General features: G+C 60.2%; 24 protein-coding genes. 15 read left to right on the top strand and 9 right to left on the bottom strand.

Annotation, left to right across the window (positions count from 1 at the left end; genetic code table 11):
• Positions 1 to 275: 275 nt before the first annotated feature.
• From ACWGS8_RS30720 to ACWGS8_RS30710, 3 genes are all read right to left on the bottom strand, one after another.
• Complete coding sequence (locus ACWGS8_RS30720; RefSeq protein WP_454584478.1) at positions 276 to 1,298, bottom strand: AI-2E family transporter; 1,023 nt, start codon at positions 1,296 to 1,298, stop codon at positions 276 to 278.
• A gap of 538 nt (positions 1,299 to 1,836) precedes the next feature.
• Positions 1,837 to 2,199, bottom strand: a complete 363-nt coding sequence (locus ACWGS8_RS30715) for a hypothetical protein (RefSeq protein WP_454584452.1) — start codon at positions 2,197 to 2,199, stop codon at positions 1,837 to 1,839.
• Between the two features lie 63 nt (positions 2,200 to 2,262).
• A complete protein-coding gene (locus ACWGS8_RS30710) occupies positions 2,263 to 2,760 on the bottom strand; it encodes a DUF1269 domain-containing protein (RefSeq protein WP_454584451.1) in 498 nt (165 codons plus the stop codon).
• Between the two features lie 226 nt (positions 2,761 to 2,986).
• Here ACWGS8_RS30710 and ACWGS8_RS30705 point away from each other — a divergent pair, with 226 nt between their 5' ends.
• The 6 genes from ACWGS8_RS30705 (at position 2,987) to fabG (ending at position 10,660) form a co-directional block, all read left to right on the top strand.
• The gene (locus ACWGS8_RS30705) at positions 2,987 to 4,630 is read left to right on the top strand and encodes an alpha/beta hydrolase (protein WP_454584477.1); all 1,644 of its coding nucleotides are present in this window, start codon (positions 2,987 to 2,989) and stop codon (positions 4,628 to 4,630) included.
• Positions 4,631 to 4,796: 166 nt separating this feature from the next.
• Positions 4,797 to 7,067 (top strand): propanediol/glycerol family dehydratase large subunit, encoded by a 2,271-nt coding sequence (locus ACWGS8_RS30700; RefSeq protein ID WP_454584450.1) that lies wholly within the window; start codon positions 4,797 to 4,799, stop codon positions 7,065 to 7,067.
• Positions 7,064 to 7,483, top strand: coding sequence for a diol dehydratase small subunit (locus ACWGS8_RS30695; protein WP_454584449.1), 420 nt, complete (start codon positions 7,064 to 7,066; stop codon positions 7,481 to 7,483). The genes ACWGS8_RS30700 and ACWGS8_RS30695 overlap by 4 nt, the downstream gene beginning before the upstream one ends.
• Positions 7,484 to 7,492: 9 nt before the next feature.
• Positions 7,493 to 8,191, top strand: a complete 699-nt coding sequence (locus ACWGS8_RS30690) for a cysteine hydrolase family protein (protein ID WP_454584448.1) — start codon at positions 7,493 to 7,495, stop codon at positions 8,189 to 8,191.
• Positions 8,192 to 8,288: 97 nt separating this feature from the next.
• Positions 8,289 to 9,815 (top strand): APC family permease, encoded by a 1,527-nt coding sequence (locus ACWGS8_RS30685; RefSeq protein WP_454584447.1) that lies wholly within the window; start codon positions 8,289 to 8,291, stop codon positions 9,813 to 9,815.
• 80 nt (positions 9,816 to 9,895) lie between these two features.
• Positions 9,896 to 10,660 (top strand): 3-oxoacyl-ACP reductase FabG, encoded by a 765-nt coding sequence (gene fabG / locus ACWGS8_RS30680; RefSeq protein WP_454584446.1) that lies wholly within the window; start codon positions 9,896 to 9,898, stop codon positions 10,658 to 10,660.
• Positions 10,661 to 10,666: 6 nt separating this feature from the next.
• Here fabG and ACWGS8_RS30675 read toward each other — a convergent pair whose 3' ends face one another.
• Together ACWGS8_RS30675 and ACWGS8_RS30670 are read right to left on the bottom strand one after the other, a co-directional pair.
• Positions 10,667 to 11,671 carry a phosphotransferase enzyme family protein gene (locus ACWGS8_RS30675; protein ID WP_454584445.1) on the bottom strand — a complete coding sequence of 335 codons (1,005 nt, stop codon included), beginning with the start codon at positions 11,669 to 11,671 and terminating at the stop codon, positions 10,667 to 10,669.
• A gap of 120 nt (positions 11,672 to 11,791) precedes the next feature.
• The gene (locus ACWGS8_RS30670) at positions 11,792 to 13,075 is read right to left on the bottom strand and encodes a class-III pyridoxal-phosphate-dependent aminotransferase (RefSeq protein ID WP_454584444.1); all 1,284 of its coding nucleotides are present in this window, start codon (positions 13,073 to 13,075) and stop codon (positions 11,792 to 11,794) included.
• Positions 13,076 to 13,177: 102 nt separating this feature from the next.
• Between ACWGS8_RS30670 and ACWGS8_RS30665 the strand changes: the two genes are divergently transcribed.
• Positions 13,178 to 13,939 carry an SDR family NAD(P)-dependent oxidoreductase gene (locus ACWGS8_RS30665; RefSeq protein WP_454584443.1) on the top strand — a complete coding sequence of 254 codons (762 nt, stop codon included), beginning with the start codon at positions 13,178 to 13,180 and terminating at the stop codon, positions 13,937 to 13,939.
• A 264-nt stretch (positions 13,940 to 14,203) separates the two neighbouring features.
• Here ACWGS8_RS30665 and ACWGS8_RS30660 read toward each other — a convergent pair whose 3' ends face one another.
• The 4 genes from ACWGS8_RS30660 to ACWGS8_RS30645 form a co-directional block, all read right to left on the bottom strand.
• Positions 14,204 to 15,508, bottom strand: a complete 1,305-nt coding sequence (locus ACWGS8_RS30660) for a hypothetical protein (protein WP_454584442.1) — start codon at positions 15,506 to 15,508, stop codon at positions 14,204 to 14,206.
• Positions 15,509 to 16,076: 568 nt separating this feature from the next.
• The gene (locus tag ACWGS8_RS30655; RefSeq protein WP_454584441.1) at positions 16,077 to 16,268 is read right to left on the bottom strand and encodes a DUF1059 domain-containing protein; all 192 of its coding nucleotides are present in this window, start codon (positions 16,266 to 16,268) and stop codon (positions 16,077 to 16,079) included.
• 129 nt (positions 16,269 to 16,397) lie between these two features.
• A complete protein-coding gene (locus tag ACWGS8_RS30650; protein ID WP_454584440.1) occupies positions 16,398 to 16,718 on the bottom strand; it encodes a hypothetical protein in 321 nt (106 codons plus the stop codon).
• A gap of 23 nt (positions 16,719 to 16,741) precedes the next feature.
• Positions 16,742 to 17,044: a hypothetical protein gene (locus ACWGS8_RS30645; RefSeq protein ID WP_454584439.1), complete on the bottom strand. Its 303-nt coding sequence runs from the start codon at positions 17,042 to 17,044 to the stop codon at positions 16,742 to 16,744.
• 232 nt (positions 17,045 to 17,276) lie between these two features.
• Between ACWGS8_RS30645 and ACWGS8_RS30640 the strand changes: the two genes are divergently transcribed.
• The 8 genes from ACWGS8_RS30640 to ACWGS8_RS30605 all read left to right on the top strand — a co-directional run bounded on the left by ACWGS8_RS30640 (position 17,277) and on the right by ACWGS8_RS30605 (position 26,607).
• Positions 17,277 to 18,419 carry a helix-turn-helix domain-containing protein gene (locus ACWGS8_RS30640; protein ID WP_454584438.1) on the top strand — a complete coding sequence of 381 codons (1,143 nt, stop codon included), beginning with the start codon at positions 17,277 to 17,279 and terminating at the stop codon, positions 18,417 to 18,419.
• 400 nt (positions 18,420 to 18,819) lie between these two features.
• A complete protein-coding gene (locus ACWGS8_RS30635; RefSeq protein ID WP_454584476.1) occupies positions 18,820 to 20,466 on the top strand; it encodes a putative bifunctional diguanylate cyclase/phosphodiesterase in 1,647 nt (548 codons plus the stop codon).
• 175 nt (positions 20,467 to 20,641) lie between these two features.
• Entirely contained in the window at positions 20,642 to 21,157 is a 516-nt protein-coding gene (locus tag ACWGS8_RS30630; RefSeq protein WP_454584475.1) for a ubiquinone biosynthesis methyltransferase UbiE, read from the top strand.
• Positions 21,158 to 21,159: 2 nt separating this feature from the next.
• Entirely contained in the window at positions 21,160 to 22,338 is a 1,179-nt protein-coding gene (locus ACWGS8_RS30625) for a methyltransferase domain-containing protein (protein ID WP_454584437.1), read from the top strand.
• Positions 22,335 to 24,701 carry a SpoIIE family protein phosphatase gene (locus tag ACWGS8_RS30620; protein WP_454584436.1) on the top strand — a complete coding sequence of 789 codons (2,367 nt, stop codon included), beginning with the start codon at positions 22,335 to 22,337 and terminating at the stop codon, positions 24,699 to 24,701. The genes ACWGS8_RS30625 and ACWGS8_RS30620 overlap by 4 nt, the downstream gene beginning before the upstream one ends.
• Positions 24,702 to 24,703: 2 nt before the next feature.
• Positions 24,704 to 25,264: a slr1658 superfamily regulator gene (locus tag ACWGS8_RS30615; protein ID WP_454584435.1), complete on the top strand. Its 561-nt coding sequence runs from the start codon at positions 24,704 to 24,706 to the stop codon at positions 25,262 to 25,264.
• A gap of 18 nt (positions 25,265 to 25,282) precedes the next feature.
• Positions 25,283 to 25,621 carry a slr1659 superfamily regulator gene (locus tag ACWGS8_RS30610; RefSeq protein ID WP_454584434.1) on the top strand — a complete coding sequence of 113 codons (339 nt, stop codon included), beginning with the start codon at positions 25,283 to 25,285 and terminating at the stop codon, positions 25,619 to 25,621.
• A 275-nt stretch (positions 25,622 to 25,896) separates the two neighbouring features.
• Complete coding sequence (locus ACWGS8_RS30605) at positions 25,897 to 26,607, top strand: ATP-dependent DNA ligase (RefSeq protein ID WP_454584433.1); 711 nt, start codon at positions 25,897 to 25,899, stop codon at positions 26,605 to 26,607.
• The last annotated feature ends 60 nt before the right edge of the window (positions 26,608 to 26,667 follow it).

The following is a 26,667-nucleotide window of genomic DNA, read 5'->3' as shown; positions in this document are numbered from 1 at the left end:
CAGGGTGAGAAGGCGGTGGAGCGAAATGAGATCTCGATCTGGGCCATTAGAAAACCCCACCTCCACGACACGATGTCGAAGGCCCCAATGTATTAGTATATTGTAATATGTAGTCTTTATGGCGCATTCTGCGTGCGCCAAACACGCAAGTACACCCATTGGGGATATCTTTCCACCAAAGAACATCCCTCCGCACACGCACCGACTTAGACCAAATTGTCTGGAAATTCAAGTTGAATTGCCAAACCACTCGCTCTGCATGGGGTCAGGTATAGTTAACCGCGCCGATGGACATCAGGTCGATTGACGCCCCCGGACAGCAACGTTGCGATCCAGCGTGTTGACTGCTCGTGCGCGCACCATGTGACCACTACAATCAGGATCGGCACACCGATGAAAGCCCCGGGCACCCCCCACATAAAGCTCCAGAAAAACACCGCGAACATAACGGCGAAAGGCGAGATCGCCAGCGATGCGCCGGTCAGAAATGGCTCCAGATAGCTGCCAATGGCAAACTGAATGACATTCAAGCCAACGAACACAATCAGGGCCAACTGCCAGGACCCGGACTGCGCGATGGCGAACAGGGTCGGGAAGATTGTGGCCATGAGCGGTCCGATGAATGGGATGTAGTTCAGCGCGAAGGCGATTGCTGCCCAAGCGCTTGCGAGTTCGAGACCGGCAGCAAGCGTAAAAGCCCACACGACCAGGCCCGTCAGCAAGCACGCGAGACTGCGCACAACCATGAAACGGCGAATTTTGCCGCCAATTTCGCGGCCGATATGCAACAGCATCTCCCCTTGCGGCTGGGCCGACGATGACCGCAGACGACATTGCAGGTCTTCGGCTTCCAACAGGCCCAGCATCACGAAAATAAAGGTCAACACGGCAAAGCCGGCGACGCTGTTCAGCCGCGTGACAAGGCTGTGGGTCAGGCCGACTAGCCGGGATATGCTGAAAAGCTCTCCTAGCGGGCTGACGATCGCAATTCCGTGGCCTTCCAGCCAGTCCGTCCACCGGGTGTAGATCGCCTGCAATCGGCTGGTATTGTAAAAAAGCCATTGCGATAGTTCGCCGAGCCCCCAGACGATCGCCGAGCCCACGATTACGATCACCAGAACGACAAGCAGAAGTGTAATCAGCAAGGCTGCCAGCCGCGGAATCCGCCGTTGCAGAGCCATCTGAATTGGCCATGCCAATGCGATCACGAACAGTGAGAATGCAAGGGGCATGAGAATTGATCTGGCGAAATACAGCGCAGCGAGAACGAGGATGCCGGTCGCAATAGGGTTGACCATGCGGCGTGTGCTCGTTTCGGCCACGTTTGCCCTGTCGTTTCTCGAGCGCGGTCGCCGCAATGTTGTTTCACTCATGCGGAAATCCGGCACAGACTCATGCCACGGGTCATGGAAACTCTCGCGTGGGAGAAAGCCCCCCTCAAATCTTCTCAATAGGCTCAGCGGCAGCGGCCGGCATGAACGGGCCGAAACCCGTCCGCACGAGCCAGGCAAGCGTTGGAAAACGTGCGAAAGCGCCCGCTGCTGGTCGCGCAAACCGGAGCATACTGGAGCGTGCAGGCTGCTGGCCGTTGCGGCCGCGATACGCGGCACTCACCATTTCTCACGATTTGATATCCCTGAGCGCGGGCCATGCACGCGTTGCCAAAAGTCCGCAGCCTTTCACCGCGTCGGCCGCAAACGGGCGCATGTACCAGGCCGCAGGCCTGGGGGTGCCGGGGCACAGGACGAGCCTGATCGACGGCGACAGTGCATGCCGACAACAATGCGGCGACCAGCAGCCACGTGCTCGGGCGGGCAAACAGGCGTTGTGCCTGGGTCATCTCACGTCTCCTTCGGATCGCCCCCGGCGCCTCACTCCGCCTACGGCCAAGGCAATGCACGCGGTAAGGACGAGGCCGCCCACCAATCCCGCAATGCCAACCCCGACAAGGATTGCCGGGGTCAGTACGCCAACGCCTTGCGCCGTGGCGTCCACCGCGCTTTCGACCTTTCCGACAAAACGGCTGACGCCCGGCAGGTGTCCGGCGAGCCAGGTCAGAGCGAGTCCGCCGATCGCGCCCGTCAAAGCATCGACCTTTGCGCCCAGACCAAGATCCGTCCACCGCCCGAGAGCGAGGCCGGCGGCTGCACCACAGACGATCTCGATAGTGAATGCGACAGCAGTTTCGACTACGCCCATCGGTCTTGTCCAATTGCCAGGCGATCGGTTCAAGCGATTCCAGGGCGGCAGCTGAAGTTTGCTTTACGCAGCCTCGGACGCCTGACCAAGCGCCTCACGCAGGATCTGCTCCTTCGTCTCGTCCAGGGATGTCTTGAGTACGACGCCACCAAATCCCTTGATTGCGCTCAGCACCTTATCGGCGGTCATTCCGTGAATGAGCACGAACAATGCAGCATTTCCCGGCTGCAAGGTGGCCGACAGATCCTTCATGAAAGCGTCGTTTATTCCGACGTCGGTCAGTGCGCCGCCAAGCGCGCCGGAAGCGGCGCCAATCGCCACACCGATGACGGGATTGAGGAAAATGACACCGATGAGCAAACCCCAGAAGCTGCCCGACACAGCACCAGCGACGGTCGTGTTCATGATCTGGTTGAGCTTCACGTTGCCGGCTTCAGTCTTGGTCGCAATGACGGCATCACTGATGTTGATGAGATATTCCTTCTGCAATGCAAACAGGCGCTGGCGCACCTCTTCAGCCTTGGCTTCGGTGGGGTAGACTATGACGACCAGGTCGGACATGGGGCCTCCACTACGAAATTCGATGGGATCGAGATGCGCCCACAAGCTTGCGGGATGTCACTTTAGGTCTCTGCCGCAGCGAAGAAATTAGCCGGGAATCCCAGACCTTTGCCGTGCGTCCCTTTTTGATCGCAGCCCAGGGCGACAGAACAGCTTCGACTTGCGCCGGATCACCGCAGGCAATTACTTCATCTCGACGGTACGCAGCCGTAATCCGGAGGTCTGCATGAAGCGGCATTGGCTGTTCGGGCTGTGGCATTCGCTCTCGGCAGGCGGCCTCCTTCTCGGAACGCTGTTCTTTGCCGCCTCTCTCACCCCGACGCTGCTTCCGCGGACCTTTGTGACCCAAGGTGTACTTTCGGGATTCGCCCTGGCGGCAGGCTATGGCATCGGCGTGTTCGGCCGGTGGCTTTTTGTCTATCTGGAGTTGCCAGTGCCGCGAGGCCTGCGCGCCGCAAAACTGGTCGCCGCCGTCGGATGCTTGCTCGTCGCTTGCATCTTCCTCTGGTGGGCGGCGCAATGGCAGAACTCGATCCGGAAGCTGATGGGCCTCGACCTCGTTGAAAGCGCGCATCCACTCAAGGTTGGTCTGCTCGCACTGGTGACATTCGCTCTCGTCATCGCCCTGGCACGGCTCTTCCAGCTGACGATCCGTTTCGTGTCGACCAGAGTTAGCCGCTTTGCGCCGAGGAGGGTCTCGAACATCGTCGGCGTGATCGTCTCGGTTGCGATCTTCTGGTCGATCACCAGCGGCGTGCTGTTTCGTGTCGCGCTTCACTTCGCGGATTCGTTCTACAGGCAATACGACGCCCTGGTCGAACCGGAGACTGCACGGCCAACCGACCCCGACAAGACTGGCAGCAGCGCCTCATTGCTTGATTGGAACGAGTTGGGGCGAGCAGGGCGCGCGTTCGTTGCCGAGGGGCCGACGGGCGAGGAAATACACGCTTTCACCAACAAGGAGGCGCTGCAGCCGATCCGCGTCTATGTCGGGCTGCGATCCGCCGATAGCCCGGAAAAAAGAGCGCGGCTCGCGCTGAATGAGCTGATACGGGTCGGCGGCTTCCAGCGTTCGGTGCTGGTCGTCGTGACGCCCACCGGAAGCGGATGGATCGATCCGGCGGCGATGGACAGTCTGGAATATCTTCAGAACGGCGATGTCGCGAGCGTCGCCGTGCAATACTCCTACCTTGCCAGCTGGCTGTCGCTGCTTGTGGAGCCGGACTATGGAGCCGATACTGCGCGGGCCCTCTTCCGGGATGTCTACGACTATTGGATCAGGCTGCCCAAGAATAGCCGCCCGCGGCTCTATCTGCATGGCCTCAGTTTGGGCGCGATGAACTCTGAACGATCAACCGACCTGTTCGACGTGGTCGGAGATCCGTTTCAGGGCGCGCTGTGGAGCGGACCGCCATACCGGAGCGACCTTTGGCGTTCGTTTACCAGGGACCGTAGTCCGGGGTCGCCTGCCTGGCTTCCCCGTTTTCGTAACGGATCGATTGTTCGGTTCATGAACCAAGAGGGCGCGGCAGTGGCTCCAGGCTTTGTCTGGGGGCCGATGCGAATCGTTTATCTCCAATATGCGAGCGACCCGGTGACATTCTTCGACTATCGCGATCTCTACCGCGAGCCGGATTGGATAAAGCCCCCGCGCGGTCCTGACGTCTCGCCCGAACTGCGGTGGTATCCGGTGGTGACTTTTCTGCAACTCACACTTGACATGGCTATGGCAACGACCGCGCCGATCGGACACGGACACGTCTATGCGCCGGGCGATTACGTCGAGGGGTGGATTGAGGTGACAAATGTTCAAGGATGGTCCCTGCAGCAAATCGCGGAATTGAAACGACATCTCGGTCGTTTGCCCTGAAACAGGACAATGTCGTTGGCCATTTGGAAACCAAGCCTACGGCACGCGAGGAGCTTCGAGTATTTTGAGCCCGTGGCGTGCACCCCCTTTGCCGGCGGTCGATCCATGGTCATTGTGTGGCGAGCAAGCATTCACTAGTCTTTCGGCTGGGTCGAGGATCGCACGCATGACGCCGAAACTGAACCGCTGGAAGCGCTTCGCCGACTGGGACGAGCGGCCGTTGCGTCTGGACAAGTTTGCGGCGGAAGACCCGGCCAACGGCTTCTCCGCTTTCTCCAGTCCGGCCGATCCCCAACCTGGCATCGGCATCAAGGACGGGCGCGTCGTATCCCTCGATGGAGTGCTCGAACACGACTACGACATGATCGACCGCTTCATCGCCCGCCATCACATCGATCCGGAGGTGGCGCCTGAAGCGATGGCGCTGGATTCGGCGACCATTGCGCGCTGGCTGGTCGACATGAACGTGCCGCGCGAAACGCTGGTGCGGCTCGCCCACGGCATGACACCCGCCAAACTCGCCGAAGTGGTGTCGCAGCTCAACGCGCTGGAGATCGCCTTCGCCTACTCGAAGATGCGGGCCCGCAAGACACCGGGCAACCAGGCACACGTCACCAACGCCAAGGACGATCCGCTGCAACTCGCCGCCGATGCCGCGACCGCCGTCGCCTTTGGCTTCGACGAGATCGAGACAACGATGCGCGTGTCGCGCAACGCCTGGTCCAACGCGGTGGCGTGCGCGGTAGGCGGCGCGGTCGGTCGCTGGGGAACGCTGTTCCAATGCTCCAGCGAGGAAGCCGAAGAGCTGCGCATCGCCATGGCCGGCTTTACCTCCTACGCCGAAACCGTTTCCGTCTACGGCACTGAAAAGTCGTTCACCGATGGCGACGACACGCCGTGGTCCAAGGCATTTCTCGCCGCCGCCTACGCCTCGCGCGGCGTCAAGATGCGCTGTACGTCGGGCGCCGGCTCCGAGTTGCTGATGGGCTTCCATGAAGCCAAATCGCTGCTCTACCTGGAAGCGCGCTGCCTCTGCCTGCAGCGCGGCATGGGGGTACAAGGCACGCAGAATGGCGGCATCGACGGAGCGCCTTTGACCGCCACCATACCCGGCGGTGTTCGCGAACTGATGGCCGAGAACCTCATTGCGGTCTGGCTCGATCTCGAATGCGCCTCGGGCAATGACGCGCGCTCGACCGAATCGGAAATTCGCGTCGGCGCCAAGATCCTTCCCTACCTGATTGCCGGCTCGGACCTGATCTGCTCCGGCATGGGATCGATCCTGAAATACGACAATTCGTTCAACCCGTCGCTGATCAACGGCGAGGAACTGGAAGATTATCTTGTGCTGCAGCGCGATTTCGAGGCCGATGGCGGGCTGACGCCACTGCCGGAGTCGCGCGCGATCGAGCTGCGCGAGCGGGCGGTGGAAGCGATCGCCGCTGTGTTCGAGGAACTCGGCCTGTCGACGCCGACCGAGGACATGAAGAGCAGCGTGGTCTACGCGTCCGGTTCTGACGATACGCGCAGCCTGATGCCGCGCGACGTCAGCTTTATCAGCGAAGCCATCAAGGAGCGCGGCATCACCGTGATCGACGTCGTCAAGGCGCTGGCCAAGCGTGGCTTCCGCGAAGAGGCGGAGAACCTCCTCGACGTGGTCAAGCTGCGCCTTTCCGGCGACTATCTCCAGACCTCGGCCATGATCCGCGATGGGCGGATCGTGAGTGCGGTCAACGATCCAAACGACTATCTCGGCCCGGGCTCCGGCTACCGCGTGTCCGAAGAACGGCGCCTGCAGCTCAACGACATCCGCGATGTGCTGGACCAGAAGGAGGTGTTGCGCTCGGAAGCCCTGCACGAGAAGGACGAGGCAAGGCACATCCGCTATCGCAACCTTGGGCCGGCGGCCAACGGATCGGCGAAGGACGACGTGGTCATCGGCATCAGCCCGGCTTTCGGGCTGAAGCTTTATCGGACGACGGCCGGACATCGGCTCTCCGAAGTGCTCGGCGCCATGCTCGATGCAATCCGCGCACGCGGGCTCAAGGCGCGCGTCGTCCGCTTCCGCCATACGGCCGATACGTCCTTCCTCGGCCTGTCCGCCGCCCGGATGGCCGGCAGCAGCATCGGCATCGGCATCCAGGCCAAGGGCACGGCCGTCATCCACCAGCGTGACCGCCAGCCGCACAACAACCTCGAACTGTTTTCCAATGCGCCGATCACCAGGATCGAGCACTATCGCGCGCTCGGTGCCAATGCGGCGGCCTATGCGCTGGGCGAAATGCCGGAGCCCATCGTCGTGCCGCAGCGGGGCGAGGCCATGGGGTCACGCCACCACGCCCGCGTTGCCCTCATCTACGCCATCGAAACCGGTCTGACCGAGGCCGGTGCTGTTCCCGAAGAGGTCGACATCATCCTGACGGGAGCGAAATCGTGACCCGCACGCGCGCCGACTATCCGCTCGCCGAAACCCAGCCCGGCGCCGTGACCGGCAAGCGCGGCAAGTCGCTTCCGGAGATAACCCTGGATGCGGTGCTTGCGGGCGACGTGACAATGGAAGACCTTCGTATCACCCCGCAGGCGTTGCAGGCGCAGGCCGACATCGCGCGCAATGTCGGCCGGCCGACTCTCGCCCTCAACTTCGAGCGTGGGGCGGAGCTTGTCGAGGTGCCGCAGGATTTCATCATGCAGGTCTATGAACTGCTGCGCCCCGGCCGCGCCAAATCCAAGGAAGAATTGCTCGAGGCCGCAGCCACAATGCGCGATACCTACCAGGCCGAACGCATTGCCCGTTTCATCGAAGAAGCCGCCGAGACCTATGCGGCGCGCGGCCTTTTCACATTCCGCTTCTGAAAGGACCGCATGAGCTGGAAAACCGGATTCCGTTCGCTCTACTACCTCGGCGCGCCCGAGCCGGATGATCCGGTGCTGGTGCCGGCGCAAACCGCTATCCTGGTCATCGACGTTCAGAACACCTACCTGGAACGGCCGGATCGCGCGACGCTTTCGCAGCAGGAACAGCAACGCTACGATCTGTGGACGCCGTTCCACGAGCGCATGCACGGTACGGTCATACCGAACACGGCAAGGCTGCTGGCGCTGGCACGGCAAAGCGGCATCGAATGCCTTTTTGCCCGCATCGCCTGTCACACCAAGGACGGGCGCGACCGCTCGCTTTCCCAGAAAATGCCGGGCTGGAACAATCTGCTGCTGCCAAAGAACGACGCACCGTCGCAGCTCGTTGCCGAGCTTCAGCCGACCGGCGACGAGATCGTGGTGACCAAGACCACCGATTCCGCGCTGACGGGAACGAACCTGCGCCTGATCCTTCACAATCTCGGCATCAGGAATGTCATCTGCTGCGGTATCTTCACGGACCAGTGCGTGTCGTCGACGGTGCGCAGCCTGGCGGACGAGAGCTACGCCGTCATCGTGGTCGAGGATTGCTGCGCGGCGGCGACCGAGGAGCTTCATCGCAAGGAGCTCGAAATCATCAACATGATCTATTGCCACGTGATGTCGAGCGGCGAGCTATGCAAAATCATGGCCTTGGCAAAGTGACGCTGCGTCCGTACTGTCATGGCTGCACGAGCAGGCTGGGACACATCGGCCGCCATGCGGGGAACTGCATACAGCTGTCACGAATGGAGAGGGCTTCATGGCCATAGAAACTGCACGCGGGACGATCGACGTCTCGAAGAGTAACAGCATCAATCTTTTGCACTCGAAGGCCGTGGGGCTCGCCGGAGTGCTCTTTCTGGCCGTCACCGGCGCGGCGCCAATGTCGGCAATGCTGGGCAATGTCCCGTTCGCGGCAGGCTACGGCATCGGCAAGTACACGCCGGCAGCTTTCCTGATGGCGACGATCGTGCTGACCATCTTCTCGGTCGGCTATGCCGCGATGGCATCGCGCGTATCGTCGGTCGGCGGCTTCTACTCTTTCATCAGCCAAGGGCTCGGCCGCGAGGTCGGCATGTCGGCGGGCATCGGCTCGCTCGCCTGCTACTCGCTGTTCGAAGCTTCGCTCACCGGACTGTTCGCCTTTTTCGGCAATCTGTGGCTTTCCCAGCATTTCGGCATCAACGTGCCGTGGATCGTGCTGGCGCTCGCCATGATCGTGGTCATCGCAGCGCTCGCCTACCGCGATGTGAAGGTGTCGGCACGGCTGCTCGGCATAGCCCTCATTCTTGAAGTGATCATGCTGGTGATCTTTTCGCTGGGGGTGATCTTTGCCAATGGCGGGACGAATTTTTCCGGCGATTCGCTCAATGTGTTCAAGGTGTTCACGCCTGTCGCCGAGCAGAAGGTCGGCAGTGTCGCCATACCGGCGGGCGAAGCGGCCGTCGGCATCTTCATGGCGTTCTGGTCGTGGGTCGGCTTCGAGATGGCGCCGAACTATGCCGAGGAATCCCGCGATCCGAAGCGCATCATTCCGCAATCGCTGCTGATTTCGGTGATCGGCCTTGGCCTGTTCTACACCTTCGTCAGCTGGTGCGCGGTAGCGGCCTATCCGACCGAGGCCGATATGGTGGCCAAGGCCTTCTCCGACGGCGTGAACTTCTTCCTGACACCGGTGCAGAGTTTTGTCGGCGGCTGGGGCTACCAGCTGATGTCGCTGCTCATCCTGACCAGTTCCTTCGCCTGCGGCATGGCCTTCCACAACACCGCTTCCCGCTATTTGTATTCGCTGGCGCGCGAAGGCGTCCTGCCGCAGGCGATCGCCGAGACGCATGACCACCACAAGAGCCCACACAAGGCTTCGGCGCTGCAGTCGGTGCTGGCGGCGGTATGGGTGCTGCTCTACGGTCTGGCCTACGGCTTCGACGATCCGTCGGGACAGGCCTGGCTTGGCGTCTATACGCTGTTTGCCGTGCTTGGCACCGGACTGCTTTTGGTGCTGCAGGCCGTTGTCTCGCTGGCCATCTACATGTGGTTCAAGAAGAACGGCGGCGGCAGCATGCTGACGACAGTCATCGCGCCGTTGATCTCGTTGGTTGTGCAGTTGGTCCTCGTCTACACGCTGGTCGCCAATCTGGCGACTTTGGGCGGCACCAATGGCTTTGCCAGGAGCATCCCCTATGTCGGGCTTGCGATCCTTATCGTTGGCCTGATCTGGGGCTTCGTGCTGAAGTCGGCCAACCCCAAGGCGTATGAGAACATCGGCCACATGGTGAACGAGGGCTAGCGCATTCCTCGCCCTAGATTTCCAGCGTCAACGGGGACGGAGCATCACTCTGTCCCCGTCTCATCTTGGAGCTTCAAGTCATGACCCAGTCTTTGAAGGGTCGGTCCGTCGTCGTTACCGGCGGGTCGAAGGGCATCGGCAAGGGCATAGCGCGGGTGTTCGCGCTCTCGGGTGCCAAGGTCACCATCGTTGCGCGCCATCCCGACCAGGCCGAAGCCGCGGCCACTGAGATCGGCCATGGCGCGTTTGGCGTGGTTGGCGACGTTACCTCGCTCGCCAGCATCGAGGGCGCGCTTGCAGCGGCAGCTGCGAGAAACGGTAGTATCGACGTTTTGTGCGCCAATGCCGGCATCTTCCCGCAGGCACGGCTCGAAGACATGACCTCGCAGCAATGGGACGAGGTTGTCGACACCAACCTCAAGGGCACCTTCCACGCGGTCAAGGCAGCGGTTCCCTATCTCAAGACGTCCGACCAGGGCCGCATCGTGCTGACGTCGTCGATCACCGGCCCGATCACCGGTTTTCCCGGCTGGTCGCACTACGGCGCCACCAAGGCGGGACAGCTCGGCTTCATGCGAACGGCCTGCATCGAACTGGCGAAATACGGCATCACCGTCAACGCCGTCATGCCGGGCAACATCGTGACCGAGGGCCTTGTCGGCCTGGGCGAGGACTATCAGAAGACCATGGCCGCCTCGATCCCGCTCAAGCGGCTCGGAACCGTGGAGGACATCGGCTACGCCGCGCTCTACTTTGCGTCGAAGGAAGCCGGCTACGTGACGGGACAGACAATCATTGTCGATGGCGGCCAGATCCTGCCGGAGAGCCTGGAGGCACTGGCATAGAGTGGTTCAAAACTTGCTCAGATAGGCCTCGCACAGCCCGACCGTTCCCTCGGTATAGGGAAGGCCCATCGACTTGGCGAGGTCCGTCTCGGCGTGCGAGCCGATCCACGCGACCAGGAGCAAGCGGCGCAGCATCACGAAGGTCGGGATCTCGTCCTCGTCCGCGCTCGGCAGGTCAAGCACGCGGCGATAGCCGGTCGTCCATGACCGGATGAGATCGGCTGCCTGTGGCTCGTGCTCGTAGAAAGAGATCGGCGTCGCCGCGTCGTACATGTACCAGCCGAAGCCGCAGTCGTCGAAGTCGATGACCTTCACCGTCTTGCCGTCGATCAGAAGATTGGCGAGCCGCAGATCGCAATGGATGAGGCCGAAGCGGTCATGGCCCTTGCCGAAGGCGGCGAGCCGGCGGCCGATCAGCTCCGCGGTGCGGCCAAAAAGCCTGGCTTTAGCGGCGTCGACGCCGATGCCGTCACGCCAGCGTCCCCAATGCGGCCTCTCCTCGCCGAGGCTTGTTTCGAAATCCCACACGTGGCGGCTGAACCAGGAAGGGCGCTTCCACTGCCGGGCGTGGATGTGCATGCGGGCCGTCACCTCGCCCAGCAGCTCGAAAGGTTCGCCAAGCGCCTCGCCTATGCCCGGCTCCGAACCGGTCTCCCATTGCGACAACACGACATGGCGTGGTTGCGCCAACCTGGCATGGGCGACACGCTGGATATGTTCGCCGTCCTTGCCCGCGACCGGCACGGGCGTGGTGACGATCCCGGTCTGGCGCAGATCGGTCAGCCAGGCCAGCTCAGATTGGATGGCCGTCCTTGAATGGTAGCCGTCGCGGTGGATGCGGAGCGCCCACCGCCGGCCGTCGCGAGCCGCAATCTTGTAGGTCGCGTTCTCCGACAGGTTGATCATATCGACGGAAACGTCCGCCGGCAGATCGTAGTTGGCGGTGGCCGCTTCCGCCGTTTCCTGCAGGATCCCGAGTTGCTGGTCGTGGGTGAGCCCGTCGAAATCCATCACTGTCCGTCCTGCCCTATCCCGGCACACCTGTCCTCCGCCGGAACCCGCGCGATCACGGCAAGCCCGGCCGCCAGCTCGCACTGGACGTCCGACAATTTCAACGAGGGTTGGACCATGTCAACTCGCCTTGCCTGCCTGATGCAGCAACTCCCGGGCGCGCGGCATTGCCGCGTCGAAGCGATCGATGATGTCCCGGCAGGTCTCTTGATCCAGAAGAACGCCGGGCTTCCATTGCAGCACCCGCTTGTCGAGCGATGAGAAGATCGCCCAGACGCCGTGCTCGTAGAGCGCACGCGACACGAAGACGGCGCCTTCCGGGTGATTGCTGAATTCCAGCCCGAGGATCACGCCTTTCTGGCGCACCCCGGTGAAAATGTCGCCGTGACGACCCAGCATCTCGCGCATGGCCTGCGCCATGAACTCGGTCAAGGTGCCGACATTGGCCACCAGTTCAGGCCGCTGCAGCATCTCGATGACCTTGTGGCCGACGACACAGCCGAGCTCGGCCCCGCCGGTGGTCGAAATGTGGGCTGCCCCATCCTCGTTAAGCCAGCCGCCGGCTCTGTCGTTCACCAGCGTCGCGCTGATCGGATAGAGGCCGCCGGACAGGCCCTTTGCCGTCACCATGATGTCCGGCTGGACGCCGTAGGCCTGCCAGCCCCACATGCTGCCGGTGCGCATCAGGCCGGTCTGGACCTCGTCGGCGATGTACATCGCGCCATGCTTTTCACACAGCGCCTTGCAGGCGGTGAGATAGCCATCCTTCGGCATCGGGAAGCCGTAAGTGGCGGGAATTGTCTCCATGATCAGCGCCGCGACGTCTTCGCCCTTGAGCACCCGTTCCATGGCGTCGATATCGTTGAAGGGAACCTGGATGAACGTCTCCGGCTGGTCGGAGAGAAAGATCTTGGTGAAGCGATCGTCGCCGGTCGCCACGGCGAGCCCCGAATGCCCGTGATAGCCCTTGATGATCGACACGATCTTGCGCCGCTTGGTGGCATAGCGGGCGCTCTTGATGGCGATGTCCACCGCCTCCGCGCCGCCCGGCGCGAAGATCGCGTATTTCATTCCGGGCGAGACATTGACGAGGGATTCGGCCAGCGCCGTTCGCGCCACGGAAGGGAACCAGTGGTTGCCGATGTCGAAATAGTCGAGCGCGCTCTTCAGTGTCTCGACCAGCTCCGGATTGCGGTGACCGAGATTGTAGGTGCCGCCATTGAGGTGCAGGTCGATCAGGCAGCGCCCCGACATGTCGTAGAGGAAATAACCCTCCCGCCTGCCGATCACCAGATCGATCCCGGCCTTCTGCCAGAACCTGGTCTTGTCAGGATTCCAGAAACGCATTGCCTTGTCGAAAAAATCCTGCTTCGACTCGAACTCGAAGGGGCCGAAGTCGTACATGCCTGTCTTGTCCTCAAAGGTTGATCGGCGCGCGCCGGAGCGGGCGAGGCCCGCCCGCCGGATGATGCAGGATTACAAGCCGGCGAGAAAGGGTGGAGAGGGATGATCCTGAAGGACAGGACCGCGATCGTCACCGGCGCGGGATCCGGCATCGGCAGGGCGGCGGCGCTGATCATCGCGCGCGAGGGTGCGGTGGTCGGCGTGGCGGATCGTAGCGCCGACGGCGCCAACGCGACCGTCGAACAGATTCTTGCCGCCGGTGGCCGGGCAAAAGCGCTTGTGTTCGACCTGACCGACGATCAGGCACTTGAAGCCGGCTTTCACGATTTCATCCACACTCAGGGCAGGATCGACATCCTGCACAATCATGCCGGCGTACAGGTCGAAGGCGACGTGCTCGGTGTGAGCGTGAAAGGCTTCGACACCTCCTGGACGCTCAATGTGCGGGCTCACTTCCTCGGTGCCCGCATCGTCATGCCATTCATGAAGAAGGCAGGCCGCGGCGTCATCCTCAACACCTCGTCGAGCTCCGGCGTGCTCTACGACCGCGAGATGATCGCCTATACGACGACCAAGCACGCGGTGATCGCGATGACCAGGCAGATGGCCGGCGACTATGGCCGCTTCGGCATTCGCGTCAACGCGCTTTGCCCGGGTTGGGTGGACACGCCCTTCAATGCTCCTTTCATCGCCCAGATGGGAGGCCGGGAGGCCATCGAAGCCTACATCCGCGAAAGGGTGCCGCTTGGCCGTTGGGCAAGCGTCGAGGAGATCGCGGAGGCAGTGCTGTTTCTGGTGTCTGACCGGTCCTCGTACATGACGGGTCAGATCCTGGTTGTCGATGGAGGAGAAACGGTGATCTAGCCGTGAGCCTTCAGGAGGTTGTCAATTCGGACCCGAGCTAGAAATCCTTTGATTTCGTCGACCTTTTCGCGTGCCAAACTGCAGTGCTAACGATCATTCTCGATGCGCATGAGCAGCAGGCCGGACTGGCCGCGCTGTGGAACGGCCCGCATCGTGCCGTCGACGGCGTATGCGGGGGTTCATGGCGACGACACATCTCGATCGGCACAATGTAGTTCAATCTGTATTTGGCTTCGGCGAGTTAGCAATTCGCCTCCTCCACCATCACGCATCGGTCGCCGGGATGATCTTGGACCTGGTCATCGCAAAACTGCCCGAGGAGTGGCCGGGCACGAACCACTGCCCGGCGATTTCGGTCGCGCCGTCATTGATCTCGCCCAAATACTGAATGGCAGCGTATTTTTTGGCGTCGCTGACATAACGCTTCAAAAATCGCACATCGCGCCCTGCGCGTCGGCCTTCTAAAGTCGCGAACAACGGTCTCACCGCCGCCACGGCGCCGTCTTCGTCATGAATTTCACCGGTAAGCCGTCCATCGGATTCGCTTATGGTGGCAGAGAAGTGACCGGGTGCCTTCTCGGCGGTCAGGTAGCTGAATATTCCCTGCCACGGCCCCGACAGATTGGCAGGCGCTGGTTCGGCACCGCCGGGCCACCATTCCGTCCCAGGGATATCCACGATGTCCGCCAGTCTGTTGATCCGCGCCCTGGGTGGATAACCCTGAATAATGCGCAGTTCCTCGTGGGCCGAAGGAGGCTTGACGCTCACATCGTTGGCGAGAGAAATGTCCCCGACGGCGCACGCTGTAGTCGACATGCGTTCGGGAAAGAAATGATCGAGCTTCGTTGCGTCAATTGAAATGCGCCCAAGCGATTTCAACTGCATGTTGGTGTAATGGCGCGCGCTCAATGTGCCTGGGTTGCCGAGCCGCCACAAATGCGGCTCTGCGAGGTGAGCTATTGTGGGCGCTGCCGCCAGACGGTCGCAAATCACGATTGGGCGGTACCACGCAAGAAAATCGAACACCAGACCCCGTTCGGCGACCACAAGCGCGCCCCAGCCGTCCTGTTGCCAGGCCTTCACGAATGCAAAGTCCTTGCCCACCGCATAGGGATTGATCGGGCGCCCTCGGCAGATCGGATAGCTCAACACCTCGCCTACCTGCAGGAGCAACTTTTGCGGCGCCTTGAGAATGGTGCGCGGCTTGGGTTCGACTGGCGCCGTGATCCGCGCGCGCAAATCTTCCAGAATCCTGTGACGTTTGCCGAGGGACTTTTCATCCATGCCCAAGGCAGCCATCTTCGCAAGATCGGTGCCATCCTCGATAATCGCCAAGGCTCGGCGGCGAGCGTTCGGGCAATCGATCCCTCGCTTGGCAAATTGGTCCGCAACGACCAGCCAGAAAGTGGTGTGATCTGAGTCGGTCGCGTCGTTCGCCGCTGTCTCGTCCAAACAAAGCAAATCCAGGAGGCGGTCGGGCTCGAAGGGCAGGCGCGACAACGCCTTCACGCTGTTGCGCAAATCAAGGGCAAAGTCGTTTGAATAAATTCCAGCACCCCAGGCACCCATTGGATCGCTTCCGTCTATGTGAAGAATTCAAGGGACATTTCACCAACAGATAGTCACGACCAAAGGATTGGCGTGTCCGTTTCGTCATTTAACAGGTATCGGCTGCGCTTGGCTCAGAAAAAGGAACCCTTTCGACCCCGGGAAAGGCTCCTTTTCGCATGTCGCTTGGCAATCAAGGGATCACAGCCACCCGGACCGGGCTGCGCGATCGAACTAACGCACGCCGGATATAGAGCCAGGCGCGGCGGAACGTGCGCGGCAGCGTGACGAGAGCCCGCCCGCGCACTAACGACCATACTAACGCCGGACCTTGCCCCATCGGGTGGCCGGTTGCGATACCCGCCTTCGAGCCTGTACCCGGTTTGACGCAATCGCGACCGAGATGAAGATAGGCGAAACGGACGGGCGCGCCTAAGCCCAACCCTTCCGCGATCACACCATTTCCCCTGCCCTGACCTTTGATAATTTGCGTCGATGGCGGACCTGTTTCCGCTGGCCGGCGCCTTTACCCCAACGCCCCCCGCCCAACGAGGTGCCGGCCATTTTCCTGCGCTAGAGGCGCGTGGCTTCAGGCCGGGACGCCTTCATGGATCGCCTTCCTGACCTGGGTGCGGAGTTCTGGCGTATCGTGTTCCCTATGAACAGACACGGCGTGTTGTACCGCAGCCTCGATCAGTTCGTCCTCTCGATCTGCGGAGATCACAATGGTGCATTTCATTTCACTCGGGAATTCTCGGCAGTCTATGTATTTGCGTGCCATCGATTCCTCCCTGGTAACACTTGCCTTTTTTCAGCGGCCAAACAGCATACTCCTGCAGGCTGAGCCCCGCCAGCGCGCGTTTCCGCCGGTCGCTCTCCGCTAGGGCACCTTATCGCTCGTCTTTCCAGATCACGCGTTTTTCCCATCGGGGCCGGGCGCGCGCGCCCTCACCGCCTCCAGCAGTTCGCGCTCGCTGGTGTGAGCATTTCGAAAAATGGACACCACCATCACCGCCAAGATTTCGGCGTCCGGGTCCAAAGGGTCGAGGTTCTCATCCGAGCAAACCTGTTCGAACACGCGTTCACAAATAGCCAGATCATGAGGGCTCAGGCAGGTGCGATTGAAACGTCGACGCAGCATCCGTGCGAAACCTTTCAGGGCCCGCCCCTTGCTTGCGGCGGGCTTTTGCTGATGAACCGCTGACGCGATGGAACTCTTGAGCGACAACATCGTCCACAGGGCATTGGAATCAGCTACCTGCTACCTGATGATTCCTCTGTTAAGAGTCCCAAAATCACCGCACACTCACGAGCTCTATACTGTCCAGCAATCATAAGCTGGTAGTAATCTCGCCGTTTGTTTTCCGGGATGTGAAATCCGCGCCGAAATTCCGCCGCTTCCTTCGGAGTTCGAGTGCATCCGAGTTTACTGGCAGTGACTTTCAAGCTCGCTAGTGAGCATCCGATCCGTTCCGCAATAACCTTCAACGGCTCGTTGTTACCATATCCATCAAGAATTATCTTGTGCCGATCTTCGCTGCTGAGCTTTGTGTTCATTCTTTCGACCTCCTCAACTACTAATTCACGATGCCAGATTCTATACGCATCGGGCTGAAGAGTGTCGTTAGCTTCGCATCCATAAACTTATCACGGAATGCATTTCTTGATGCGACCCAGCGTGATCGCCGTTTCGGTGGACTCGAGTTCCGCCAGTCTTGCCAGATGCCTGAAGTACACCACATGATTGAGAGGGGCATGGGCATACCCGATTCGGATATGGCACCACGCGATGCACACTAAGAGGCAAGACGAGGCCCCAGCGAGGCAGCCGCGGGACCGTGACAGGCGACGTTGGCCGCGCGAAGGCCAACCCCACGATGAGGCCGCTCCATCGCTCGTGCCGGTGCTCGAACCTCTGTCCTTTTCAACGCTCGAACTGGCGCCACGCGATCAATTCGCGGCTTGGCAAGTGCATATGGCGCCGCTTGTCGATGTCAGATTGCCGGATGACAAATCGCCGGACGATGGCTTTCCAGCCTCCCACACAGCTTGGAATCTCGGTGGAATGCTGATCGTTCAGCAGCGCGCGCCGGCACATAGCTACATACGCTCCGCCGCCAAGCTCCGATCCAGTTCGATTGATCATTGGTATATGGTCTTGCCACGTACTGGCCGGTCGTGGACGGAGGTCGATCGCCGCGTTGCCGAGACCCAGTCAGGCAAATTGGAGATCAGATCGCTTGGCTACCCGTTTCGAGGGAGGGTAACGGACTCGGAAAGTCTCTTTCTCTATCTGCCGCGCGATTTGTTCTCTGATGCGGCGTCAACCCTCGACGCGAAGAACAATTCAATTCTGTCCGGCAACTTTGCCGACCTCTTGGTCGACTATGTCAATAGCGTCGAAGCAAGGCTACCCAGTCTCACGGCTGAAGATCTGCCCCGCATCGTACACGCAGCACGCAGCATGATCATTGCCTGCCTCGCGCCTCCGGCGGAACATGCTGCCGCCGCGGAACAATTGGCGAGTGTCGCGCTGATGGAGCGAGCGCGTCGATACGTCCAAAACAATCTGGATGCGGCTCATCTGACGCCGGATACAATGTGCCGGGCTCTCGGGGTATCACGCTCCCGTCTCTATCAATTGTTCGAACCGAGCGGTGGCGTTCTCCATTACATACAAAGTCGCCGACTTCTGGCAGCCCATGTTGCGCTCAGCGATCCGACGGACAGCCGGCGAATTGTTGATATTGCCGAGACCTTCGGGTTTAGTTCAGCGGCTAATTTCAGCCGGGCATTCAGCAAGGAATTCGGCTACAGCCCCCGAGAAGGCCGCAGTACCATGGTGTTGCCGCGCCCCGCCCACTCTGTTTCGCTTGCTGAACGCGAGAAGACCTCTTCCTTTGAAGGTTGGCTCAAAGCGCTCGGAAGCTGAGTGCAGGACCGGCGAAGATCGAGATGGGGCGAGATCAACACGGGGCGGGCCATGCCGCCTCATGGCCCAGAATATTTCATGTCGCGTCCAGCACGCCGTCAATCATATAGCCAATTCCCGCCAATTTTCGATTTATCGACCAACTGGGACTGTTCATCGTTGTCGCCGCCAACCGCAGCGGAACATGCATTGCAACTACGCCGCATCCGCACTTGTTAAGACTGCAAGTTGAAAGTTTGCCAAGTCTGGTAGTTATGCTATTTCTAAATTGGGGGACGTGGATTCGCACCGCCTATGGAGGTGGTTCTTGCACCCAGAGGCATCAGGCGTCGGCTCAGAGAGTGGGGGGCCTTCCTCAAGCGATGCTCCGCGTCCCGGCGAAGCGCTTCTCGCCGACCTTTTGGCGAACACGACTGAACTTTTGTCGTTCTATGACCGCGACTTCTGTCTGACGCACTACGCGACCACGCTCAAAGGCGTATACGGAGGCGTGGTGTCGACGGGCGCCGCCATCTGGGCGATCTACCCGAGCTTCCTCGATGCGAGGTGCCGCGACGAATTTCTTCGGGTGTTCCAGGGCGGCTCTCCGGCAAGCATCGACTTGCCGCCATCATCGGGCGAAGCGCTCCGGTCCGTTTTCGTCTTCGGCACCGCAAATGGTGTGGGGATCATCGAAACAAGGAAGCATGGCGGGCGAAGCGCGGCGGAGGAGCAGGAGCGTGGAATTCTGCTCCATCTGGCGACGCACGACGTGCTGACTGGACTGCAGAATCGGCGGCGATTCGGCGAGCAGCTGCAGCAGGCACTGGCGGCGCTCGGTGAGCCAAAGCCGAAAGCCGCCCTGCTGCAGATCGACCTTGACGATTTCAAATCGGTCAACGATACGCTCGGCCATGGAGCGGGCGACACGCTTCTGCAGCTGGCTGCGGGTCGTATCCGCGACGCGCTGCAGGACGGCGAATCCGCGTACCGATATGCCGGCGATGAGTTCGCTGTCATCCAATTGGGAAGGGAGCAGCCCGCAGAGGCTGAGCGCCTCGCCGGATCGCTGGTCGACGCCTTCAAGACCCCCTTCGTCATCAACGGCATCCCCGTCTTCGTCGGCTCGAGCATCGGAATTGCTTTCGGGCCGGAACACGGGACCGATGGCGAGCAGTTGATGAAAGCCGCTGACATTGCTCTTTACGCAGCCAAGACCGATGGACGTGGCTGCGCTCGAACATTCAACCGTTCGATGCTGCTCTTGCTCGAGCAACGCGAGAATCTGAGGCGCAGCCTTCGAACCGCACTGGAGCGGGGCGAGCTTTATCTGGAGTATCAGCCGCTCATTCGCCCTCCCGCGTCGGTGATCGGTTTCGAAGCGCTGTTGCGGTGGCGACACCCCGAGGTCGGAATCATTCCTCCCAGCGTGTTCATACCGATCGCCGAGGCCGACGGGCTGATGGACCAGATTGGACGATGGGTGCTCGAGGAAGCCTGTCGCCAGGCATTAACCTGGCCTTCCTCGCTGACAGTCGCAGTCAACCTCTCGCCGGCTCAGTTCCTTAGCGGCACGCTGACGGACACGGTCGCTCAGATCATCGACGCAGTTGGAATCCGGGCCGACAGACTTGAACTTGAGATAACCGAGACGGTTCTTCTTGAGAAGACGATCGACAATATCGACACATTAAATACTCTGAACGTCTTAGGAATACGAATTTCGCTCGACGATTTCGGAACATACTATTCGTCGTTGAGTTACCTCAAGAACTTTCCATTCGACACCTTGAAGATAGACCAATACTTCATTGCAGACCTAGAGACGGATCTCAAGAGCCAGACGATCGTCCGATCGATCATAAGTCTGGCGCACGGCCTGGGAATAAGCGTCACCGCCGAGGGGGTCGAGACGCCGGTACAGGCACGGTGGCTGATCAAGGAGAACTGCGATTGCCTGCAAGGCAATTTCCTGGGTCGTCCGCTCGGAGCCGAGGCAACCAGCGATTTCATCAGGCGGTCCCCGTTGAGGGTGGTACGCGCGATGGAGGCAAATCGGGCGGTCTAGCGCCTTGCACCCTTTGTTAACGGTGAAATGGAGATTTGTAGAAACGATCGAGGCAGATACCGCACAATTCTACGGGTCGGTGCGAGACTGACGCACGATGGGCGCGGTGAAATTTTCCATCGCGGAGGTCATCGCTCCACCAGGGCTCATATCGACTGAACAAGGGAATATGCCGATGGGACCTGTTCAACATGACCTGGCTGGCGAGCCGACCTTCGAGCCCATGATCCAGGTCGACATGGAAATCAAGGCTTTCGTCTCCGCTTGGAGACACTGCGACTATGTCTCGACATACATGGCGCGGATGATCAGCCAAAACAGATCAGACTCGGTCCGGCATTCAAATCTCTTTTCCTCCGCCTTTAACGAACTGCTGGAAGTCGCCTTTCGTACGCGCCTTGCCGACGGCGAATTGGCATGCAAGGTGTCTCGCCATGGCGCTACGGACAGGATCGAGCTGACATTCCCTTGCCTGCCAGGGGAGCGCCAATTCTACCAAGAGGCCCTGTCGCAAGTGGCAGGATTCGAGGCCAAGGAGCGATACCTTAACTCGGTGTCCGGGGATCTTGCGCCCAGCCGGGAGATCGTACTCCTGGAACTGGCTGTCGACTACAACGCGACACTCTGGGTCGAGGAAGCCGACGGCGATGCAATCAAGCTTGTCGTGGATCTTCCGCTTGAGGGCCTGTAAAATTGGGCCCGTACGACCTTCTCCCGCGCTTCAAGGCGCAATACGACGCGAACAACCAGGAGTTCTCCATATCGGGGGTGGTCCGGCCTCAGGCAATCGATGAGCTTGGCCCCAGCATAGCATTGCTTCGCGATGCGATCGGTCGTGTGCGCGGCGTTCTCTATGTCAATGTCAGACGCCTGACGCAGATGAACAGCGCTGCGTTTCACGCCTTTTCGAGGATCATCATCGATGCCTGCCGCGCTCGACCTGAGCTCAAATTCGTCGTCATCACGTCAAGCGTGGTCGGATGGACCTCGCGAAAATTCGGTCGCTTGAGCGGAATCGAACCGAACATCACGGTCGAGGAGTATGACAGTCAATTCTATCCGGGGCAGGGTTTCCTTGAAGAAGGCGGGTTCGTTCCGATCCTGCGCACACAGACAAAGATGACATGGCGCCACGAGCGCGCAATCTTGCCGCGACACGGGATGAGGCCCGGGATCGTCATGGCCGACATCTGTTGCGGGATCGGCGATTTCGCCGTGCTCGTGCAGAAGGAGTTCCAGCCGTCGCGGATCGTCGCCCTCGACCACTCCATGTCAAGCCTCAGCTATGCTCGACGAGTGATGAAGGAGTTCGATATCCGGGGCATCGAGTATACCTATGGCGATGCGTCGGAGATGCTGCTCGACGAGGCGCAGTTCGACCTGGTCACCTGCCGGCATTCCCTTCAAATCTTCAATCGGCCTGAACTCATCCTCAAGGAGCTCTACCGCATATGCAAGCCAGGCGGGCGGGTCTACATTACCAACGAGAAGAATTCGCATTGCCTCGGCGAGCCGCGCTCCGAAAGCATTCGTTGGACCTATAACGAGGTGGCGAAGCTGTTCGGGCATTTCGAGATGGACGTCGAGCTCGGGCCCAAGAGTCGAAGATACCTGGTCGAAGCCGGGTTCGAAGATATACGTGTGGAGTCCTTCATGGTCACTAACCTTGACGGCGATCCGCAGGACTTTGCCGATGTCATTGTGGCCTGGGCGGATGTCTATGCGGGCGAGATGGCGACCCGACGCGGCGACGGACCGGAGTTCATCGCACGCTTCCGGCAGGGCTTCCAGGACCACATTTTCGCTGCACTCCACCCCAAGGGTTACGCGGGTTGGCCGATCTGGGTCGCATCGGGGCAACGGCCACAATGAAAGCCGACAATGAGCCAACACCACGCTTCGGCCTGCGTTCCTTTCGAGCGAAATTCGTGTTGGTCGTCGGCGGCGCCGTACTGTTCGACCTCCTGCTGAGCGGCGGCCTGGCGCTTTGGAACGTTCAAAAGCTGTCGCGCGACGCCACATCGGAAGTCGGTGAGGGCCTGACGACCGCAAACCAGGAATACATTCGTTCCTATGCCGAGTCGACGGCGTTGAGCGTCGACCTGTTGCTCGATCGGGTTCATGGGGACGTCAAGGCGCTGGCCGGCGTGCTGCAGGCCCAGATCGACGATCCGAGCAGGCAGCAACAGGTCGGAGCGACGCTTTCGCATCAGGCGCCCGGCTCCGTGAAGATCGTCTACGACCCGCAGGGCAATTGGGCGCAGAATCTGCCGGGCTCGCCTTCCGTGATAAGCGTCTGGGGCTACCTACTCGGCGCCGACCACAGTCCGCTGCCGGGCGTTCAAAAGGAAATAGAAGACAGTACCGTGATCGATCTCGTCGCGCCGACCCTCATGGCCAGCGGGGCGTCCAAGCTGCAGATGTACTATATTGGCCCAAAAGAACGGCCGATCTTCAGGACGGTGCCATATACGAACCAGGCACAGACCTTCGACAAGCTCTATCCGGGCCACAACAAGGCGGAGTTCTGGGAGTTCTTCTTTCCGGGAATCTATGGCTCATGGCAGCAATGGGCCAAGAACCCAGCCTCACGTCCGGTCCCTGACGATATTACCCAGACAGCGCCTTACACCGATGCGATCACGGGAAAGCTGATCGTCAGCTTTTTCCACCCGCTGTGGACACTTGATCGCACCGGTATCGCCGGCACGGCTGGGGCAGACATTACGCTCGATCAGCTCGCGGAAGTCGTCGAAAGGGTGAAGATCGCTCAAACCGGATTCGGCTTTCTCACGATGTCGACTGGCAATGTGGTGGCGATCAATTCGTCTGGCCAGGCGATCATCGGCCTGACTTCATCGAGCGATGCCGGCACGCAGGGCGTCACCGGTTTGGAAAGGTCTCTGCGGGGAAGTACGCAGCCGGCTATCGCGTCGCTGCCTCTCGACCAGAACAATGACGGTGTCATCCAGCACATCATGCTCGACAACAAGGGCGAACACGTTCCCTACATCGTTGTCCTCAAGAGATTGAAGCCGACCAATCTATGGAGTTCGGGACCGGTCACGTCCGAGACGATGTCGGTCGGGATCGTCGTTCCCGAACGGGAGATCTATGCATCCCTGTTCGCCGCGCAGGAGAGCATTTCGCGCGCAACCAATCGCATCCTGCTGTTTCAGATCGCGGCGATCACCGTTTCGCTTCTGATTGTCTTTGCAGCCGTGCTCGGAATTTCGAAGCGGATCACGGCGGGCCTCAGGGCGCTTGCCAGTGCCGCCCAGAAGCTCCAGTCCAAAGATTATTCGGTGCGCGTGAGCATTCCAACGCGCGACGAGGTTGGAGCGGCGGGGATTGCTTTCAACCGGATGGCTGAGGAGATCAGCTTTCACACTGAAAACCTCGAGCAACTCGTCGACGAACGAACCAAGGAACTCGGGGACGCCAATCAGGAGATTTCCGCACTCAACGAAAAGTTGCGGGACGAGAACGTCCGCCTCGGTGCCGAACTCGCGGTTGCCAGACGAATCCAGATGATGGTCCTGCCGAAACCAGTCGAACTCCAAGCGATTCCGGGGCTGGAGATCGCAGCGTATATGCGGCCGGCAGACGAGGTCGGCGGGGACTACTACGACGTTCTGCAGAACGGTTCACGGGTCAAGGTCGGCATTGGCGACGTGACTGGTCATGGTCTCGAAAGCGGCGTGCTGATGCTGATGGTCCAATCCGTCGCACGCGCGCTGCAGGAGACCAACGAAGCGGATCCGCACCGGTTTCTGGATCGGTTGAACAGAGCGATCTACAAGAACATTGAGCGGACGAACACCGACAAGCATCTCTCGCTGGCCTTCCTTGACTTTGAGGATGGACGGGTAACGCTATCTGGCCAACATGAGGACGTTCTTGTCGTCCGTGCGGGCGGGGAAGTCGAACGTATCGACACGCTTGATCTGGGTCTGCCGGTTGGTCTGGAGAGTGACATCTCGCCCTTCATTGACACGTATGACATCAAGTTCGGGAGCGGCGACGTGATCGTGCTGCACACCGACGGTGTGACCGAGGCGGAAGACCAGGACAGAAGGCTGTTCGGGTTCGAGCGCCTTTGCCAGAGCGCACGAAAACGTCAAGGCAGGAGCGCAGAGGACATCAAAACCGGGATCGTCGAGGATCTGATGGCCCATATCGGAATCCAGAAGATCCACGACGACATCACCCTCGTAATCATAAGGCATACATAGGCATGACCACGCTGTTCGGCACCCCTGAGCTTGCTATCGGCACGATGGAAGGTGTCAGTCGTGTGCGGCTGTTCGACGGACCACTCGACTTGAGTTGGCGTCATTGTGCCACGACCTCGGACTTCTTCGCCGATCTTTTCGCGCTGCGCTTTCAGTCGTCCCGCAATGACTACAGGGAAGTGCGCCATAGCATCGGATATCTGGTCAACGAGCTCATCGAAAATGCCGTCAAGTTTCGCGCACCGGGTGAGATCGTGATCGAGGCATCGATGGATTCGGAGTACTTCAAACTCAAGGTGTTGAATGACGTCGATGGTGATGACGCGTCCGAGTTCCAAAGTCTCCTGGCGAACATCACGGTCGGCGACCCCAAGGACCTGCTGATACAGCGAATTGAAGCGAATGCCGCGAACCCCGACATGGCAGGCTCCGGACTCGGATTGCTGACGTTGATGAGCGACTATGGCGCACGGATGGCTTGGATATTCAGCACCGCCGACGAAAGCGATCGGATTTGCCTGGAGACATATGCCTCCATTCCGATCTCGCAAACTCATAACTAGATGAGGCGAAGCCAGGCTATGGAAATCAAAACAGACGACTACCGCGTGTGGATTGAAGGAAGCGATATTTTTTTCGACGGTGTCATGCGGCTTGCCAGTTCCGAAGCCGGCGCGCCTATCATGGCCTTGGCGACCAGTGTTCTTGCCGCAAATCCCTCTTCGATGACGCTCAACTTAAAGGACCTTCACTTTCTCAACTCTTCTGGCATCAACCTGCTGGCGAAATTTACCATCGAGGTGCGCAAGCATCCCGGTGTCCGGTTCGTCGTGCGTGGAACGCCCGACATACCCTGGCAATCGAAATCCTTGCCGAATCTGAAGAAGCTGCATCCCGCCGTGGTGCTTTTGATGGACTAAGGTCTGTCGACGTTCAGGTGAGGCCGGCCTGCGAACGGCGGCTTCCTGCGCTTCCTGTACTCACATAGCTAAACGTACGCTCCGTTCCGGTTCTCGGAAACCACCATTCTCGGCTCAGGCCGACCTGAATCTCAACGGACCTTTACCAGGTCGCCCGAAATCAGCCTGCGGACTGCGTGCTACAAGAGTGCCGCACCGAGTGAGATATGTACTCCATGACAAGTATTTGGATGCGAAGGTAACGACAATTCGGCCTGGTGCGCAGATGCTAGAAATTGCTCGGCGGGGGCTCGGCACAGGCGGCAGGCGTCCATGTTGGGGGGATGTCGGGCTGCCTGTGCCGATTAGCCGCCGCTGCGCGATCAAAGGTGGCGTCATTGAGTAAGCGTGCCAAGGTGACCGGCGGCCGGCTGGAGTTCATTCCGCCGCAGATCCCGACTCGGGTCGAGGAGCCGCCCGGAGATGAGGGATGGGTTCACGAGGTCAATCTTGACGGCTACCGAACGCAGATCATCATCGATAAAGGCGGCGTGCGCCTTTACAGCAAGAACGGCCGTGACTGGACCACCAAATATTGGCCCATCGCGCTGGCTGTCGAGCTGCCATGCCGGGCTGCCATTATCGACGGCGATGTCATTGTGCCAGACGAACAGAGCGCTCACGATCGGCCTTCGCTGGAAGCCGCGATCTGGAACGAACCGAGCCGGCTCGCGTTCGTCGCGTTCGACATCCTCCATCTCGACGGCCGCAATCTAGTCTCCTTGCCCCTGCTGCAGCGCAAGCAGGCGCTATGGCAACTGGTTGAGCGCGGCCTCGGCAAGATCCAGTACAGCGAGCATTTCGAGAGCAGTGCGCTGGCGATCTTTCGTGCCATCGAGAAGGTGGGGCTCAAGAGCATCATCTCGAAGCGCGCCGACAGCAGCTACAAGAGCGGACCGTCGAACACATGGTTGAAGGCCAAATACTTCAAGGAAGCCGATTTCTGAGCATTGACGACGGTTCTGGCGCAACCCCGGCCCTAGCGATGTCCGCTTTTGGTAGGTGAT

It is taken from the genome of Mesorhizobium sp. 43Arga (assembly GCF_053714255.1).
Note: the sequence above shows the minus strand (reverse complement) of the source record. Positions and strands in the feature narration are given on the sequence as shown.

Bases quoted from the DNA above. Each gene is read 5' to 3' on its own strand.
- ACWGS8_RS30660 (WP_454584442.1), bottom strand. From the start codon at position 15,508: ATGGGTGCCTGGGGTGCTGGAATTTATTCAAACGACTTTGCCCTTGAT.
- ACWGS8_RS30650 (WP_454584440.1), bottom strand. From the start codon at position 16,718: ATGTTGTCGCTCAAGAGTTCCATCGCGTCAGCGGTTCATCAGCAAAAG.
- ACWGS8_RS30655 (WP_454584441.1), bottom strand. From the start codon at position 16,268: ATGGCACGCAAATACATAGACTGCCGAGAATTCCCGAGTGAAATGAAA.
- ACWGS8_RS30645 (WP_454584439.1), bottom strand. From the start codon at position 17,044: ATGAACACAAAGCTCAGCAGCGAAGATCGGCACAAGATAATTCTTGAT.
- ACWGS8_RS30640 (WP_454584438.1), top strand. From the start codon at position 17,277: ATGCACACTAAGAGGCAAGACGAGGCCCCAGCGAGGCAGCCGCGGGAC.
- ACWGS8_RS30700 (WP_454584450.1), top strand. From the start codon at position 4,797: ATGACGCCGAAACTGAACCGCTGGAAGCGCTTCGCCGACTGGGACGAG.
- ACWGS8_RS30690 (WP_454584448.1), top strand. From the start codon at position 7,493: ATGAGCTGGAAAACCGGATTCCGTTCGCTCTACTACCTCGGCGCGCCC.
- ACWGS8_RS30675 (WP_454584445.1), bottom strand. From the start codon at position 11,671: ATGGATTTCGACGGGCTCACCCACGACCAGCAACTCGGGATCCTGCAG.
- ACWGS8_RS30715 (WP_454584452.1), bottom strand. From the start codon at position 2,199: ATGGGCGTAGTCGAAACTGCTGTCGCATTCACTATCGAGATCGTCTGT.
- ACWGS8_RS30665 (WP_454584443.1), top strand. From the start codon at position 13,178: ATGATCCTGAAGGACAGGACCGCGATCGTCACCGGCGCGGGATCCGGC.
- ACWGS8_RS30720 (WP_454584478.1), bottom strand. From the start codon at position 1,298: ATGGTCAACCCTATTGCGACCGGCATCCTCGTTCTCGCTGCGCTGTAT.
- ACWGS8_RS30615 (WP_454584435.1), top strand. From the start codon at position 24,704: ATGACCACGCTGTTCGGCACCCCTGAGCTTGCTATCGGCACGATGGAA.
- ACWGS8_RS30620 (WP_454584436.1), top strand. From the start codon at position 22,335: ATGAAAGCCGACAATGAGCCAACACCACGCTTCGGCCTGCGTTCCTTT.
- ACWGS8_RS30610 (WP_454584434.1), top strand. From the start codon at position 25,283: ATGGAAATCAAAACAGACGACTACCGCGTGTGGATTGAAGGAAGCGAT.
- ACWGS8_RS30670 (WP_454584444.1), bottom strand. From the start codon at position 13,075: ATGTACGACTTCGGCCCCTTCGAGTTCGAGTCGAAGCAGGATTTTTTC.
- ACWGS8_RS30710 (WP_454584451.1), bottom strand. From the start codon at position 2,760: ATGTCCGACCTGGTCGTCATAGTCTACCCCACCGAAGCCAAGGCTGAA.
- ACWGS8_RS30630 (WP_454584475.1), top strand. From the start codon at position 20,642: ATGGGACCTGTTCAACATGACCTGGCTGGCGAGCCGACCTTCGAGCCC.
- ACWGS8_RS30685 (WP_454584447.1), top strand. From the start codon at position 8,289: ATGGCCATAGAAACTGCACGCGGGACGATCGACGTCTCGAAGAGTAAC.
- fabG (WP_454584446.1), top strand. From the start codon at position 9,896: ATGACCCAGTCTTTGAAGGGTCGGTCCGTCGTCGTTACCGGCGGGTCG.
- ACWGS8_RS30705 (WP_454584477.1), top strand. From the start codon at position 2,987: ATGAAGCGGCATTGGCTGTTCGGGCTGTGGCATTCGCTCTCGGCAGGC.